Annotated in this window: 13 protein-coding genes; 11 read left to right on the forward strand and 2 right to left on the reverse strand. The window is 73.0% G+C overall.

Translation table 11 applies throughout. The features are described 5' to 3' along the window. Positions 1-318: 318 nt before the first annotated feature. From ACFV8H_RS25715 to ACFV8H_RS25735, 5 genes are all read left to right on the forward strand, one after another. Positions 319-3489, forward strand: a complete 3171-nt coding sequence (locus ACFV8H_RS25715) for a nitrate- and nitrite sensing domain-containing protein (protein WP_380404127.1) — start codon at positions 319-321, stop codon at positions 3487-3489. Beyond that, entirely contained in the window at positions 3486-3905 is a 420-nt protein-coding gene (locus tag ACFV8H_RS25720) for a roadblock/LC7 domain-containing protein (RefSeq protein WP_375891400.1), read from the forward strand. Before ACFV8H_RS25715 ends, ACFV8H_RS25720 begins: the two co-directional genes overlap by 4 nt. A gap of 152 nt (positions 3906-4057) precedes the next feature. Then, positions 4058-4462, forward strand: a complete 405-nt coding sequence (locus tag ACFV8H_RS25725) for a DUF742 domain-containing protein (protein WP_380404198.1) — start codon at positions 4058-4060, stop codon at positions 4460-4462. After that, positions 4443-5090 carry an ATP/GTP-binding protein gene (locus ACFV8H_RS25730; RefSeq protein WP_380404130.1) on the forward strand — a complete coding sequence of 216 codons (648 nt, stop codon included), beginning with the start codon at positions 4443-4445 and terminating at the stop codon, positions 5088-5090. Before ACFV8H_RS25725 ends, ACFV8H_RS25730 begins: the two co-directional genes overlap by 20 nt. A gap of 722 nt (positions 5091-5812) precedes the next feature. Then, positions 5813-6595 carry a winged helix-turn-helix domain-containing protein gene (locus ACFV8H_RS25735; protein ID WP_380404133.1) on the forward strand — a complete coding sequence of 261 codons (783 nt, stop codon included), beginning with the start codon at positions 5813-5815 and terminating at the stop codon, positions 6593-6595. A gap of 229 nt (positions 6596-6824) precedes the next feature. On the opposite strand, the gene ACFV8H_RS25740 is transcribed toward ACFV8H_RS25735, so the two are convergent. Continuing rightward, a complete protein-coding gene (locus ACFV8H_RS25740; RefSeq protein ID WP_380404135.1) occupies positions 6825-7607 on the reverse strand; it encodes an IclR family transcriptional regulator in 783 nt (260 codons plus the stop codon). A gap of 536 nt (positions 7608-8143) precedes the next feature. Here ACFV8H_RS25740 and ACFV8H_RS25745 point away from each other — a divergent pair. The 6 genes from ACFV8H_RS25745 to ACFV8H_RS25770 all read left to right on the forward strand — a co-directional run bounded on the left by ACFV8H_RS25745 (position 8144) and on the right by ACFV8H_RS25770 (position 14256). Next, complete coding sequence (locus ACFV8H_RS25745; protein WP_380404138.1) at positions 8144-9193, forward strand: ABC transporter substrate-binding protein; 1050 nt, start codon at positions 8144-8146, stop codon at positions 9191-9193. A 236-nt stretch (positions 9194-9429) separates the two neighbouring features. Continuing rightward, positions 9430-10458, forward strand: a complete 1029-nt coding sequence (locus ACFV8H_RS25750) for an ABC transporter substrate-binding protein (RefSeq protein WP_380404140.1) — start codon at positions 9430-9432, stop codon at positions 10456-10458. Between the two features lie 2 nt (positions 10459-10460). After that, the gene (locus ACFV8H_RS25755; RefSeq protein ID WP_380404141.1) at positions 10461-11321 is read left to right on the forward strand and encodes an ABC transporter permease; all 861 of its coding nucleotides are present in this window, start codon (positions 10461-10463) and stop codon (positions 11319-11321) included. Further along, positions 11318-12130 carry an ABC transporter ATP-binding protein gene (locus tag ACFV8H_RS25760; protein WP_380404144.1) on the forward strand — a complete coding sequence of 271 codons (813 nt, stop codon included), beginning with the start codon at positions 11318-11320 and terminating at the stop codon, positions 12128-12130. The genes ACFV8H_RS25755 and ACFV8H_RS25760 overlap by 4 nt, the downstream gene beginning before the upstream one ends. A 143-nt stretch (positions 12131-12273) precedes the next feature. After that, complete coding sequence (locus ACFV8H_RS25765; protein WP_380404147.1) at positions 12274-13179, forward strand: ABC transporter substrate-binding protein; 906 nt, start codon at positions 12274-12276, stop codon at positions 13177-13179. A 3-nt stretch (positions 13180-13182) separates the two neighbouring features. After that, positions 13183-14256 carry an LLM class flavin-dependent oxidoreductase gene (locus tag ACFV8H_RS25770; protein WP_380404150.1) on the forward strand — a complete coding sequence of 358 codons (1074 nt, stop codon included), beginning with the start codon at positions 13183-13185 and terminating at the stop codon, positions 14254-14256. A 181-nt stretch (positions 14257-14437) separates the two neighbouring features. Here the strand turns inward: ACFV8H_RS25770 and ACFV8H_RS25775 are convergent, their stop codons facing one another. Beyond that, the gene (locus ACFV8H_RS25775) at positions 14438-15430 is read right to left on the reverse strand and encodes an aldo/keto reductase (RefSeq protein ID WP_380404153.1); all 993 of its coding nucleotides are present in this window, start codon (positions 15428-15430) and stop codon (positions 14438-14440) included. Positions 15431-15437 lie beyond the last annotated feature (7 nt).

The raw sequence follows: 15437 nt of genomic DNA on the forward strand, positions 1-15437 counted from the left end.
CCGGGAGCCGTCGGTGACGGCACGGTGACGGGCCGGGGAGGAGGGGCCGGGTCCGGCGCGGGGTGGAGCGGGGTGGATCGCGGCCGTCCTCTGACGTGTCCGGGGCAAGGCGAAGAAGCGGAACGGTTCGACCCTCGAACGTGTGGTCAGGGCGTAGTAGAGTCTCGCAGACCCGTGACCGGGAGCCCCCGCAGCTCCCTGTCCAGGACTCCCCGAGTACCGCCCCGCCCGCCGTCCAGCCTGCCGTCCCACCAGTACCCCGGAAGCCCTCCGAACCGCTCCCCGTCCGCGCCTGGCACTTCCCCGACCGAGGACTCCATGCGTCTGCGCAGCAGCTCGATCCGCGCGAAGATCATCGCGCTGCTCCTGGTGCCCATCGTCGCGCTCGTCGCCCTGTGGGCGTATGCGACGCTCGCCGCCACCGGGGACGCCTGGAGCCAGCTGTCGATCAGCAGTGCGTACAAGGACTACGGGGCGGCGGTGGACCAGTACACCGGCGACCTGCAGAACGAGCGCCGCGCCGCCGTCCAGCACCTGGCCGACCCGAACTCGCCGGTCGCCCGGGACGGCTTCGAGCACGCGAGGACGGCCACCGACCACAGCCTCGCGGTGCTGCGGCAGAAGAAGGACGCCGCCGGCGACCGGCTCTCCACCGGCCAGCGGGCCCGCCTGCTGCAGATCATCGCCGCGGCCGACCAGCTCGGCCCGCTCCGCGCCCAGGTCGGCCGACTGGCGCTCAACTGGGAGTTCGCCCTCGGACAGTACAGCGACCTGATCCGCCCGGTGTTCGGCTTCCGGTCCGCGTACGTCGCCCGGCAGAGCGGCCAACTCCCGCGCCAGGGCACCATCCTGATCGAGCTGGTGCGCGCTCGTGAGTACCTCTCCCAGGAGGACGCGGCGATGGAGGGCCTGCGCACCGGCGCGGCCCGGCCCACCGCCGAGCAGTACCAGTCCGCACTGGACGCCCTGCACAACCAGCAGGCCCTGTTCACCGTCTACATCGCCGAGCTGGAACCCGCCGACCAGGCCGACTACATCGCGCTGCGCGGCGGCGAGGCCTGGGGCGCGCTGGCCCGGGCCGAGGCGGACTTCGTCGGCGCCGGCGGCCCCGACCGGGTGGTCCAGGCCCTCAACGGCGACAACTGGCGGGAGACCGCCGACCGCTCGCTCGGCGACCTCTCCTCGATCAACTCCCGGATCACCGCCGGGATGGACGAGCGCGGGCGCTCGGCCGCGATCGCGGCGCTGTGGCGCGGCGGCATCGCCGGCGCGATCGGCCTGGTCGCCGTCGTGCTGTCGGTGATGATCTCCTTCCGGATCGGGCGCGGCCTGGCCCGCGAGCTGATCAACCTGCGCAACGCGGCCAATGAGCTCGCCAGTACCCGACTGCCGTCCGTCATGCTCCGGCTGCGCCGCGGCGAGCCGGTGGACGTCGCCGTCGAGGCGCCCGAACTGCGCTTCGGCCAGGCCGAGATCGGACAGGTCGGCCAGGCCATCAACGCGGTCCAGCGGGCCGCCGTGGAGGCCGCCGTCGAGCAGGCCGAACTGCGCCGCGGCGTCGCGGCGGTGTTCGTCAACCTGGCCCGGCGCAGCCAGGTGCTGCTGCACCGGCAGCTCACCCTGCTCGACACCATGGAGCGCCGCACCGAGGACCCGGCGGAGCTGGAGGACCTCTTCAAGGTCGACCACCTCACCACCCGCATGCGACGCCACGCCGAGGGCCTGATCATCCTGGCCGGCGGCTCGCCCGGACGCGCCTGGCGCAAGCCGGTTCGGATGGTGGACGTGGTCCGCGCGGCGGTCGGTGAGGTCGAGGACTACGCCCGGGTGACCGTCCGGCCGTTCCCCGGCACCGGCCTGCTCGGCAGCGCCGTCGCCGACGTCACCCACCTGATCGCCGAACTGGTGGAGAACGCAGCGGTGTTCTCCCCGCCGACCACCCAAGTCACCGTTCAGGGTGAGGTGGTGGCGCACGGCTTCGCGCTGGAGATCGACGACCGCGGACTCGGGCTGAGCGAGCAGCTGCTCGCCGAGATCAACGAACGCATCACCGAGGAGCAGGAGTTCGACCTCGCCGACACCGACCGGCTGGGGCTGTTCGTGGTCAGCCGGCTCGCCCGGCGGCACGGCATCCGGGTGCACCTGCGGCCGTCCCCGTACGGGGGGACGACGGCGGTGGTGCTGATCCCGCGCGAGCTGCTGGCGGAGGCACCGGACGGATTGCCGGAGCCGCCCGCGGCCGGGGGCGGTGTCGGCGGTGTCGCGGGTGGAGGACGACGGCCGGCGGGCCGGGCGGCCGGGCGTACGGCCGGGCGGCGTGACCTGGTCGCGGTGCCCGACCCGGCCGCCGGCAGCGCCGTGGCCGCGTCTCCGTTCGCGGATTCGTCCCCGTCCATGTCCACGTCGCCGTCCACGGATCCGTACCCGGGCGGGTCTGCCGGTTCGGTGCCCGCCGGGGGAACGGGCGGGCGGCACCGGGGGACCGGCGGACCGCGGCCGTCCGTGCCCGAGACCGGGCTTACGGCCAACGGGTTGCCGCGCCGGGCGGCGCGGACCAAGGGCGGTCCGGTGCTGGTGCCCGCGCCGTCCTCGGATGTCGGGAGCGGGACGGGCACGGGACGGCACCGGCGAGACGCGGCGCAAGCTGCGGTCGCTGCGGTGCCCGCCCTGGTGGACGCCGCGCCCGTGGACACCGCGCCGGTGGCTGCCGTGCCGGTGGCCGTCGTGCCCGAGGACGTCGCGCCGGGGGACGCCGTGTTCGGGGGCGCTGCCCCCGTCGCCGCGGCTGGGGCCGACGCCGCGCCCCGGACGCCCGGCGGGCTGCCCCGTCGGGTCCGGCAGGCAAACCTCGCTCCGCAGCTCAAGGAACTGGCGAAGGACCGCCTCCGCGGGGAGCCCGGAGCCGGGGGCCGGGCCGGGGGCCGGGCCGGTGGACCGTCGGCGGAGGCCGCCGACATGCGGGAGGCCGACCGGGCCGCGGAGGTCAGGGAACGCTCGCCGGAGGAGGCCAGGGCCACCTTCGCCTCGTTCCAGCGCGGCTTCACCCGTGGCCGCGGCACCACCACCCCGGCGGACCGTACGGCCGCGTCGGGTGCCCGGCCCGTCGCCGTACCGCGCTGGCAGCCGCCGGACACCTCCCGGCTGGCGATCAGCCCGGCGCCCGCCCCGGCGGCGCTGCCCGCACCCCCGCCCGGGGACGCCGCCCAGGCGCCGCTCGCCCGTCGGATCCCGCCGGGCCAGCCGGTGCGGCGGAACCCTGCGGCCGTCCCGGCCGTACCACCAGTGACACCCTCAGTGCCCGTAGCACCGGCAGTGCCCGCCACACCGGCAGGACCCGTAGCACCGGCAGGAACCGTCGTACCCGCAGGACCCGTAGCGCCGGCAGTGCCCGCTACGGCCGCAGGACCCGCTGCACCCTCAGGATCCGCAGGATCCGCAGCCCTCGTAGTACCCGCACCACCCGCTCCAGCGGAAGGAACTGATTCATGACCACTTCGACGCAGCCGTCCGGGGACCTCAACTGGCTCCTGGACGACCTGGTGGGCCGGGTCGCGGCCCTGCGCTACGCAGTGATCCTCTCCAGCGACGGGCTGGCCACCGGCGCCTCGCGCGACCTCGACCGCGAGGACGCCGAGCACCTCGCCGCGGTCGCGGCCGGGTTCCACAGCCTGGCCAAGGGGGCCGGCGGGCACTTCAAGGTCGGCGGGGTCCGGCAGACCATGGTGGAGCTGGACGAGGCGTTCCTGTTCATCACGGCCGCGGGCGACGGCAGTTGTCTGGCCGTGCTGAGCGAGGCCGAGGCGGACATCGGCCAGATCGCCTACGAGATGGCCCTGCTGGTCAAGCGGGTCGGCGAGCACATGGCCGCCGAGCCGCGCACCGAAACCGCCGCGCCGAGGGGCTGAGCGGTCCGATGGCGGATCCGATGGCGGACGGCTCGGTGACCCCGGAGGGCGCGGAGCCGGCGGGCACGGCCCCGGAAGGCACGGGGCCGTCCGGCCCGGCCTCCGACGGTGCGGGGCCGGAGCAGGACACCCCGGGCGGACCCGAGGTCGACCTGTTCCGGCCCCGCACCCCGGTCGACGACCGGTGGTTCGACGACGAGGCCGGACCGGTGGTGCGGCTCTACTCGATGACCAGGGGCCGTACCCGGCCGGTCGAGGAGGGACTGTTCGACCTGATCTCGCTGGTCACCGCCAAGGAGCCCGGGCCGGACGCGGGGGCCGTGCCCGCGCACGCCCTCGACCCGGAGCACCAGACCCTGCTGGCCTGGTGCCGCCACGAGCCGCTGTCCGTCGCCGAGCTCGGCTCCTACACCGACCTGCCGGTCAGCGTCGTGCGCGTCCTGCTCGGCGACCTCTACGACGCCGACCTGATCAGCGTCACCCGACCCGTTCCGCTCGCCGAGCTGCCGGACGAGCGCCTGCTGCGAGACGTGATCAATGGACTCCGTGCGCTCTGACCCCACCCCGCCGAGCACCGCCGCGAAGCCCGCCGGGAGCGCCGACGACCCGCGCTGGCGCGGCGGTCCGGCCGCCGCGGTGAAGATCCTGGTGGCGGGCGGGTTCGGCGCGGGCAAGACCACCCTGGTCGGGTCGGTCAGCGAGATCCGGCCGCTGCGCACCGAGGAGGAGCTCAGCGAACTGGGCCGCCCGGTGGACGACACCTCGGGCGTGGAGGCCAAGCGGACCACCACGGTGGCGATGGACTTCGGCCGGATCGACCTGCGGCCCGGCCTCGCGCTCTACCTGTTCGGGACGCCCGGGCAGGACCGGTTCTGGTTCGTCTGGGACGAGCTGGCGCGCGGCGCGCTCGGCGCGGTGGTGCTCGCGGACACCCGGCGGCTGGCCGACTGCTTCCCCTCGGTCGACTTCTTCGAGCAGCGCGGCATCCCGTTCCTGGTCGCGGTCAACTGCTTCGACGGCACCGAGCGGTTTGCCCCGGAGGAGGTCCGGGACGCGCTGGACCTCGACCCGGGCATTCCGGTGGTCCTGTGCGACGCCCGGCTCCGGGAGGACGGCAAGGGGCTGCTCGTGGCGCTGGTCGAGCACGCCGCCGAGCTCCGTCGGCGGGCTGCGGCCCGGACCTGAGGCTCCGTGGGATCGGCCCTGGTCAGGGGCGCTTCGTGCACCCGACGTCTCATTCGGTGGTCCACATGTCGGACGAACGGTGCGCGGAAGGTTGCCTAGACAGGCTCGGGCGTGGAAGGCTCTGTGGACGTAAGCCGTCCCGGCGCGCACCGGATCATGGGTGTGTCGCCGCGTGGGCAACGAAGCGCAACGAAGCGCAAGCGCGTGGAGCGCGACGAGGCAGGACGAAGGGGGAGGGCAGCAGGGATGACCGTCGGCAAGCGACGCATCACCGCCGTGCCCGGCCCCGTCATGCCGGTGCTCACCGTCCGCCGCTACATCGACCACGCGCTGATCTGCAGCGCCTGTTGTCGCTGACCGGCCTCCTCCACCCCGGTACGTCCCCGGCACCCCAGGCCTGCACCCGGCCGCCGCCCGACGCACCACCGACCCCGTCGACCAGGCCGTAGCGGACCGCACGTCAGGAGCGCCCGCGGCCGACCGATCCGGCCCCGCCCCGCGGAGAGACCACCAGTGAACACCGTTCGCCCCAGCAACTCCCTCGAACCGTTCTGGCCGTCCCGGCAGCCACACCTGTTCGATCAGACGTGTCCGGGTTCGCCCAGCGCGTCCCGGCCCTCCGCCCGCTGAACCCGGTCCCCCCGGTCCAGCTCCGGCAGTACGCCCGGTCGACGCGCAGACGACTCCACCCCGTCCGTCACGCGCGAAATGAGCGGCACACCATGTCTTCCTCCTCCACGGCCACCCTGCCCCTGCCCGTCGCGACCCCGCACCTGCGCGCGGTCCGCTCCGTTCCCCCGGTCTCCGTCCCTCCCGTCTCCGCCGTTCCCTCCGTTGTTCCCTCCGGCGTTCCCTCCGGCCCGTCGGTCTCGCCCCAGTCCGGGGCGGTCGCACCGCCGGCGCCCGCGTCGCTGCTCGCCGCACTGCCGGAGGGCGCGGCCGTCGTCGCCGCCCTGCCGCAGGGCGTGCTGCCGCAGGGCCTGCTCGCCCAGTACGGCGCGCAGACCGGCGCGCCCGCCGGTCACCCGATGGTCGGCTACCTGGTGCTGGTACCGGCCGAGAGCCCGGCGGCCGGTCCGCTCGGCCTGGCCGGGCACGCCGCGCCGGGCACGCTGCCGGGTGGCGCCGGGGCGGGCCTTGCGGGTTCGGGCGTTGCGGGTTCGGGCCTTGCGGGGACGGGCGCCGCACAGACCGCCGTCCGTCCGGTCCGGCCCGCCGGACGCGGCATCGCCGTCGACGCCGAGCGGCGCAACGCCTACGTCGACGGGCGGCTGCTCGACCTCACCTACCTGGAGTTCGAGCTGCTGGCCCACCTCACCGAGCACCCGCAGCGGGTGCATACCCGGGACCACCTGGTCTCGGCGGTCTGGGGCTACGGCCACGTCGGGGACGGTCGCACGGTCGACGTGCACGTCGCCCGGCTGCGCCGCAAGCTCGGCCCCGCCTACCGGGACTCGATCGTGACGGTGCGCCGGGTCGGGTACAAGTACACGCCGGTCAACTGAGCTGCTGCTCCGCACTGTTCGGCCGTTGGTCCGCCGTCTTCGGCCCACCGTCCGTGGCTCACCGTCTTCGGCCCACCGTCTGTGGTCGACCGCCTTTGGCGTGAGGCCGCCCTGCGTCACAGCGGACCGTCCGTTCCTTCCGTGAACGGGCGGTCCGCTGCGGTGTGTTGGTGCTGCGGGTGGGCGGGTGCGGTGCAAGTCGGATGGGCCAGCTGTGCGGTCTTCCCGGTCAGGCCCGTTGGTCGGGTGGCAGCAGAAGGACGGAGAGGGCTTCGGCACAGGTCCGGACGTGGGTCAGAAACCGTTCCAGCCGGTCGTCGGTGAGGTGCGCCGGGGTCGAGCGGACCGCGAGCGCGAACCGGGCCTGCCCGGCGGCGTCCAGTACGGGAACCGCGAGCGTCCGTACCCCGGCGGCGGACTCGCCGTCGTTGAGCGCGTGACCGGTCGCCCGCACCCGAGCCAACTCCTCTTCCAGGAGCGCCGGTTCGGTGATCGTACGGTCGGTGAAGGACGGTAGCGGGCCGAGTGCGGACACCGCCGCCTCGCCCGCGCGCGGCCAGGCGAGCAGGACCTTGCCGAGCGCGGTGGAGTGCAGCGGGCGGCGCAGGCCGAGTCCGGTGTCCGGCCGGACCGAGCCGCCGACCAGGATGACTGCGTGCGGGCCACTGCGGATCGCCAGGTCGGCGGTCGTTCCGGTGCGTCGGGAGAGCAGCTCCAGCTCGGGGCCGGCCAGGTGCAGTCCGCGCTGGTGGAAGGTGAGTTGGCCGAGTTCGGCGACCGCCGGGCCCAGCCGGTAGCGGGCCGTCTGATCGTCCTGCTCCAGGAACCCGGCGCTGACCAGCGTGCGGGCGAGCCGGTGTGCGGTGGAGACCGAGAGGTCCATCCGGCGGGCCAGGTCCGAGGCGCTGAGGTCGGGGCCGTTGTCGTGGAAGCAGTGCAGCAGTCCGAGTGCGCGCTGGACGGCCTGGGCGCCGGCCGGGGGGCTCTGGACGGCGGTGGCGGCCTCGGCCATGGCACCTCGCGTTCGGTTCGTGGCTCCGGGCGGCGCGCCGGAGGGAGTCTCAGCGTAGGGCAGCGAGTGCTGCGGAGATGTGTCAACGACGTTGCAATGGAATGGCGTTGATGAACAACTGATCCCACCATGTGGCAAAGGCTTGCTTCCGGCTCGGCCGGCGTGGAACGCTCCTCGCATCGCGCCGCCCGGCTCCTCGGTACGGACGGCGCGTCATCGCCATCGCCATCGTCAACGCCGCCCCACCTCGCCCGCGCTGGATGCACCCGTGTGCCGCGACGTGTGGATCCCCGTGCGCAGGAACCGGAAGGAGAAGCGCCGTGACGTCCCACCGGTGTGTTCCCTCCTGTCCCTGTTGTCGCTGACGCTCCTCGTTCCGCTGCTCCTGCTCCTGTTCCTGCGCCTTCGTACGCCGTGCGGTGCGCGCTCTGCGCTCTGCTTCCCGCTCGCCGCCGCGCGCCGTGCCGTGCGGCGGCGGCGCACCCGAACTCCGATGCCTCCGACCGCCGTCGGATCCCCGAAGAGGACCACGCCCCGTGCCCAGTAGTTCGCCGAGCTCCTCCGCCGTTCCCGAAACCCTCTGGTTCACCCGCTGCCCGGTGCCCACCGCGACCGGTATCGCCGCCGACCAGGGCTGGCTGGCACGGGAGTTCGCCGCGGACGGGATCGCCGTCCGCTCGCTCCAGGACGCCCCGCCGGAGGTGGCCGCCGACCACCACTACACCCACGCGCTCACCGGGCTCTTCCGCGAGGGCGGCAACGTCCCCGCGCTGTGGGCCCGTTCGCGCGGTGAGGCGACCAGGCTGATCGGGTTGACCTGGATCGAGGAGCGACAGGTCGTCCTGGTTCGGGCGGGGAGCGGCATCAGTGAGCCCGGGCAGCTGCGCGGGCTGAGGCTGGCGGTTCCACATCATGGGATCGGCATCGACTTCTGGCGTGCCATGGCCCTGGCCGGCTTCCGGGGCGCCCTGGCGCTCGCGGGTCTCGGACTGGAGGACGCCGAGCTGGTCGACGTGCCGGCCGTCCCGGGCGGCGGACAGTGGTCCGCCGAGCTGTCCGCATTGCGAGACGGCCTGGTGGACGCCGTGTACGTGAAGGGGGCGCTGGCCGTCGAGGCGGCCCGCCGGATCGGCGCGGAGGTGGCGGTGGAGCTGGACGCGGCTCCGGACCGCCGGGCCCGGGTCAACAACGGCACGCCCCGGCCGGTCACCGTCCACCAGCGGCTGCTGGACGAGCACCCGGAGCTGGTCGCCCGCTTCCTGGCGGTCCTGCTGGAGGCCGCCGACTGGGCCGCCGAGCGTCCGGTGGAGGTGGCCAGGATCCTCCAGGCCGAGACCGGCGCGGGTGCGGAGGGCGTCGAGGGCGCCTATGCGGCGGGCAGTCATCGCACGCTGCACCTGGACCTCTCGGAGGAGCGGCTGGGGCTGCTGGCCCAGCAGGAACGTTTCCTCGCCGGGCAGGGCTTCCTCGCCTCACCGGTCGACATCCGTGCCTGGGCCGACCCGGAGCCGCTCCGCGCCGCGCGCGACCTGCTGCGCGGTCGGCGGGCTGCGGGCGGTGGGCAAGTGGCGAGCGTGTCCGGCTGACCGTCCGCTCGTTCGTCCGGCCAGCCGGCAGTGTCAGTCGACTGCGCCAGTCAGCCTTGCCGGTCGGTGGCGTCGGTTGGTGCTGCCCGACGCCGCCCGTTGCCGTCCGAGGCCGCTCGGCGGAGTTCGGCGGAGTTCGGCGAACAACTTTCAGCGAACAGATTTCAGATAACAGAGTTCAGCGAACAACTTTCGAAAGTTGTCAGTTGTCATCTGTCACCCGTTTTGGAGACCCCGTGAACACCGCCCGCCTCGCCCTCGCCGCCACCGCGCTGCTCGCCACCGCCGTCCTGGCCGCCTGCGGCTCGTCCGCCGACGGGGGCAGCGCCACCGCCGCAGGCGGGGCCGGCGGCAAGGCCGACGCCGTGCTCCGCCTGCCCGACCCCGGGAACAACGGGTTCCTCGCCCGTGGCAAGAAGGACGGCTCGCTGGACCGGGCCCTGGCGGCCGTCCACGCCAAGGTGGCCTGGACCGGCAGTGCGGGCCCCTTCGCCCCCGCCGCGCAGGCCCTGTCCGCCGACCAGCTCGACGTCGCCCAGGGGTCGATCACCTCGGCCGTCGCCGCGCTCGCCCAGAAGCCCGGCTTCAAGCTGTTCGCCCAGACCGCCCCCGACGGCGTCGGCGAGGGCATCCTGGTCAAGAACGACTCGCCCATCAAGACCGTGCAGGATCTCGTCGGCAAGAAGGTCGCCGTCTCCCAGGGCGGCACCAGCGAGTACCTCCTGCTCAAGGCGCTGGAGAAGAACGGCGTCCCGGCCGACCAGGTCCAGCGGGTCTACCTGCGCGCCGACCAGACCTCGGGAGTCTTCAACTCCGGCCAGGTGGACGCCTGGGCCACCTGGAACACCTTCTCCACGCCCACCATCGCCAACGCCGGCGCGCACTTCCTGGTCGACGGCAAGGCGATCGGGTCCGACAACTACGCGGTCTGGGCGGTGCGCAACGGCTTCGCCGACAAGCACCCTGACGTGGTCAAGACCTTCTACGCCTACCTGCGCGACAACGGCGCCAAGGAGAAGGCCGATCCGGCCGCCTACCTCAACGTCTTCACCGATTCCGGCCCGACCGCCGTCACCCCGGCCGAGAAGGACGTCGCGGTGAACGTCAGCCGGCAGGCCACCCCGGCCGATGCCATCTCGGTGGCCGACACCGCCCGCTTCGGCACCGTCGCCCAGTTCTTCGCCGACCAGAAGGTGACCAAGCAACTGGTCGACGTCAAGCCGTACCTGATCGACATCGACACCTTCGGCGGTGGTACCAAGTGACCGTGCTCGCAAGGGAACAGGATTCCGAGGGCACCCGGGCCGCCCGGGCCGCAGGCCTGGTCACGCCGCGTGCCCAGCTCCGACGGCCCCGCCCGCGCGCCCTCGCCGTGCTGCTGCGTACGCTCGGTCCGCTGGCGCTGCTCGGCGGCTGGGCGCTCGCCTCCGCCACCGGCGCGCTCACCCAGGACGTGCTCGCCTCACCGGCCCAGGTCGCCGAAGCGGTCGGCGAGTTGTGGGGCAACGGTCAGCTGATCGACGCCCTCACCGTGTCGCTCACCCGGGCCGGACTCGGACTGCTGCTCGGTTCCACCACGGGACTGGTGCTCGGTGTGGTGACCGGATTCACCCGCCTCGGCGAGGAACTGCTCGACTCCGCGATCCAAGTCCTGCGCACCGTACCGTTCCTGGCGCTCGTCCCGCTCTTCATGGTGTGGTTCGGCATCACCGAGACCGCGAAGATCGCCCTGATCGGGGTGGCCACCAGCTTCCCGATGTACGTCTCCGCCTCGGGCGGGGTCCGCAACACCGACCGCAAGCTGGTGGAGGCGATGCGCAGCTTCGGCCTGGGCCGCTGGGCGATCGTACGGACGGTCGTGCTGCCCGGGGCGCTACCCTCCCTGCTGTCCGGCCTGCGGCTCTCCATGACGCTCAGCGTGATCGCCCTGATCGCCGCCGAGGAGATCAACTCCACCGAGGGCATCGGCTACTTGATGGCCCAGGCCCAGAACTACTCGCGCACCGACGTGCTCGCCGTCTGCATCCTGATCTACGGTCTGCTCGGCCTCGCCGCCGACGGCATCGTCCGGATCCTGGAACGGCTGCTGATGCCGTGGCGCCGCGCCGTCCGAGGAGCCGCCCGATGACCGCCCCCACCGACTCGGCCTCCGCCCCGGCATCGACCGTGAGCACCGCCGTGAGCACCGCCGCGAGCGCCACGGAAGCCGCCGCCGTGACTGTCGTCGCGACGACCGAAGACACGGCCTCCGCCGTCCATCTGCGCGGCCTGCGCCGGGTGTTCGGCACCAGGGCCGTACTCGACGGCGTCGACCTGTCCATCGCCCGGGGTGAGTTCGTCGCCCTGCTCGGCGCCAGCGGTACCGGGAAGACCACCCTGCTGCGGATCCTCGGCGCGCTGGACCAGGCCGACGGGGGCACCGTGCTGGTGCCGCCGGTCCGCACGGTGGTATTCCAAGAGCCCCGACTCGTCCCCTCCAAGCGGGTGTTGGCCAATGTCACGGTCGGTCTGCCGCGCGGCGCGGCGACCCGGGAGACCGGATTGAAGGCACTCGCCGAGGTGGGCCTGGAGCGGCACGCCGAGGACTGGCCGGCCACCCTCTCGGGCGGCGAGGCACAGCGCGTCGCACTGGCCAGGGCGCTCGTGCGCGAACCGCAACTCCTGCTCCTGGATGAACCGTTCGCGGCACTGGACGCCCTGACCAGGCTGCGGATGCAGGACCTGGTCGGCGACCTCGTCCGCCGCCACCGCCCCGCCGTGCTGCTGGTCACCCATGACGTGGACGAGGCCGTCCGGCTCGCCGACCGCGTCGCCGTACTGCGTGACGGTCTGCTGGTCCGGGACGAGACCGTCGGTGTCGAACGCCCCCGGGACCCGGCCGACCCCGCCTTCGCCGACCTGCGCCGCCGACTGCTCGCCGACCTCGGCGTCCACTGAACCGGCGCTCCGCCACGCCGCCACCGCTCCACCACTCCACCGCTCCACCGCTCGACCACTCCACCGCTCGACCGCTCAACCCTTCCCGCAACACCACCGCACGTCTCCCGCACGAGCCCTTACGCACCACCGGAGTTGACCAGATGACCGTCACCCTCGGCGTCCACGCCAGCAATCCCACGCTCTACTACCTCGCCCGGTTGCCCTACCTGGACGAGGAGTTGGCCCCGCTCGGGGAGAGCGGCGCGTTCCACCACTACACCGACGGGACTCGTACCGGCGAGCTGCTCGCCGACGGCACCATCGACTTCGGCGGCACCGGCTCGACCCCGCCGATCACCGCCCAGGCGGCCGGCCACGACCTGGTGTACGCGGTGGTCTCCGCGCCCCGCCCCGACCACGGCGCACTGCTCGTCCTGGACGGTGGACCGGTCCGTACGGTCGCCGACCTCAAGGGCGGCACCGTCGTACTGGGCGTCGGCTCCTGGCAGACCCACCTGCTTGCCAAGGCCCTGGACGCGCACGGGCTTTCGTACGGTGGGGACGTTATACCGGCGCGGCCGGTGGCGGGGGAGGACCAGGCCCGGAGGCTGCGTGAGGGCGAGATCGCGGGCTGGATCGCCCAGGGCGCCGAGCTCGCCGCGGCCCGTCGCAGTGGCGAGTTCCGCGCGCTGGTCCGCACCGGGGACGTCATCACCGACCGCTCGGTCTTCTTCACCCGCCGGGACTTCGCCACCGACCGGCCCGAGGTGGTCGCCGCGATCACGACCGCGCTGCGCCGGGCGGACGCCTGGGTGGCCGCCCATCCGGCCGAGGCGGCCGCGATCGCGGCCCGGGAGCTGGGCGGAACGGCCGCCGACTGGCGTGCCGCGCTCGTCGCACTGCCCTGGCAACTGGAGCCGGCCACCGACGCGTTCGTGGCCGAGCAGCAGGAGGCGGCGGACATCTTCCACCGGGTCGGCTTCATCGACCGCGCGCTGACCGTCGCCGACGCCCAACTGTCCGCTCTGGAGGCCCCGGTGGCCGCCGCACTCGGGAAGGACCGCTGAGCCGTGGCCTCCGAAGTCCTCTGGTACATCATCCCGCGCGAAGGGCACTACCCCTGGGAGCCGTCCGGCCGACGCCCGGTCGACCTGCGGTACCTGCAGCAACTCGCCGGCAGTGTCGAGCGATTGGGCTACACCGGCGCGCTGCTCGCCACCGACCTGTACGACGTCTGGACGCTCGGCAGCGCGCTCGCCGCGGCCACCGGGCCGGCCTTCAAGCCGCTGCTGGCGGTCCACCCCGGACTGGTCTCGCCCACCCTGCTCGCCAAGATGGCGCTCAGTTTCGACCACCTGCACGGCGGGCGGCTGCGCTTCAACGTGGTCAACGGCTCCACCGCGCAGCTGCGCGAGTACGGCCTGGACGTCGAGCACGACGACCGCTACCGCCTCAGTGCCGAGTACTGGTCGATCGTCAAGCGCCTCACTGCCGGCGAAGTCTTCGACCACGAGGGCGAGTTCTACCGGTTGAAGAACGCGGGTGCGAGCCTGCGCGAGCTCACCCCGAAGCAGCCCGGTGGCATCCCGCTCTGGTTCGGCGGCAGCTCGCCGGCCGGCATCGAGATGGCCGCCCAGCACGTGGACGTCTACCTGACCTGGGGTGAGCCGCCGCACCTGCTCAAGGAGAAGCTCGACCTGGTCCGCGAACGCGCCGCCGCGCACGGACGGAGCCTGCGGATCGGGCTGCGGCTGCACCTGATCGTCCGGGACACCGAGGAGGAGGCCTGGGCCGCCGCCGACCGGTTGCTGGACGTGACGAGCGAGGCGACGTATGCCCGGCAGCTGGGATCCGCCGAGGGGGAGGACGGCGTCGGGTGGCAGCGCCAGTTCCGCCAGCACGGCGGAAGGGTCCCGGCGCGTGCCCGGGAGCTGGAGGCCTACCCCAATCTCTGGCCGGGCATGAGCCTGTTCCGGCCCGGTCCGGGGACGGCGGTGGTCGGCTCGACGGCCCAGGTGGTCGAGCGGTTGAAGGAGTTCGAGGCGCTGGGCGTCGACACCTTCATCCTCTCCGGGAACCCGCTGCTGGAGGAGGCCCACCGGGTAGCGGAAACGGTTCTTCCGGCCTTGGGCATCCGCCGCTGACAGTCGACAGGTGACAGCCGACGGGTGGCGGATGACAGATGTCGACGAACAGATAACAGCTGACAGATTTCGAAATCTGTCAGCTGTTATCCGTCACCCGTCACCGTCACCCGTCACCCGTCACCCGTCACCCGTCACCCGTCACCCGTCGCTGTGCCCCGTCACCCCAACCCCGTTCCCGTCACGCGCTCAGTTGGTCGATCTCGGCCAGCTGCTCCTCCGTCAGCGGCCCGCCGGCCAGTGCGTCGAGGTTCTGGTCCAGCTGGTCCACGCTGCTCGCACCGATGATCACCGACACCACCCGGGGGTCCCGCAGCACCCAGCACAGGGCGAGCTGGGCCAGCGTCTGTCCGCGCTCCTCGGCGACCTTGTTCAGTGCCCGCAGCTGGTCCAGCTTCGACTCGGTCAGCACCTCCTCGGTCAGGAACTTCCCCACCGACATGCGCGAGCCGGCCGGGACCCGGCCCGAGAGGTACCGGTCCGTCAGCAGTCCCTGGGCGAGCGGCGAATAGGCGATCAGGCTGGTCCGGGTGTCGCCCACCGCCTCCAGCACACCGCCCTCCTCCACGTTCCGGTTGAGGATCGAGTACGCCGACTGGTTCAGCAGCACCGGCGTCCCGAGCTCACGCAGGATCGCCACGGCCTCCCGGTGCTGCTCCGCCGGGTAGTTGGAGATCGCCGCGTACAGGGCCTTGCCCGAGCGCACCGCGCTGTCCAGCGCCCCCATCGTCTCCTCGATCGGGGTGTCCGGGTCGTAGCGGTGCGAGTAGAAGACGTCGACGTAGTCCAGCCCCATCCGGCCCAGCGACTGGTCCAGGCTGGCCAGCAGGTACTTGCGGCTGCCGCCGTTCCCGTACGGGCCGGGCCACATGTCCCAGCCCGCCTTGGTGGCGATGAACAGCTCGTCGCGGTACGGCCGGAAGTCCTGCGCGAACAGGTAGCCGAAGTTGCGCTCCGCACTGCCGTACGGCGGCCCGTAGTTGTTCGCCAGGTCGAAGTGGGTGACGCCCCGGTCGAAGGCCCGGCGCAGCACCGCCCGCTGCACCTCCAGCGGCTGGGCGTCACCGAAGTTGTGCCAGAGCCCCAGTGAGACGGCGGGCAGCTGAACTCCGCTGCGGCCGGCCTTCCGGTAGGTCATCGAGGCATAGCGGTCATCCGCGGCGAGGTAGCTCATGCCGGAC

The organism is Kitasatospora sp. NPDC059827, assembly GCF_042731675.1.
Classification (GTDB): Bacteria; Actinomycetota; Actinomycetes; order Streptomycetales; family Streptomycetaceae; genus Kitasatospora.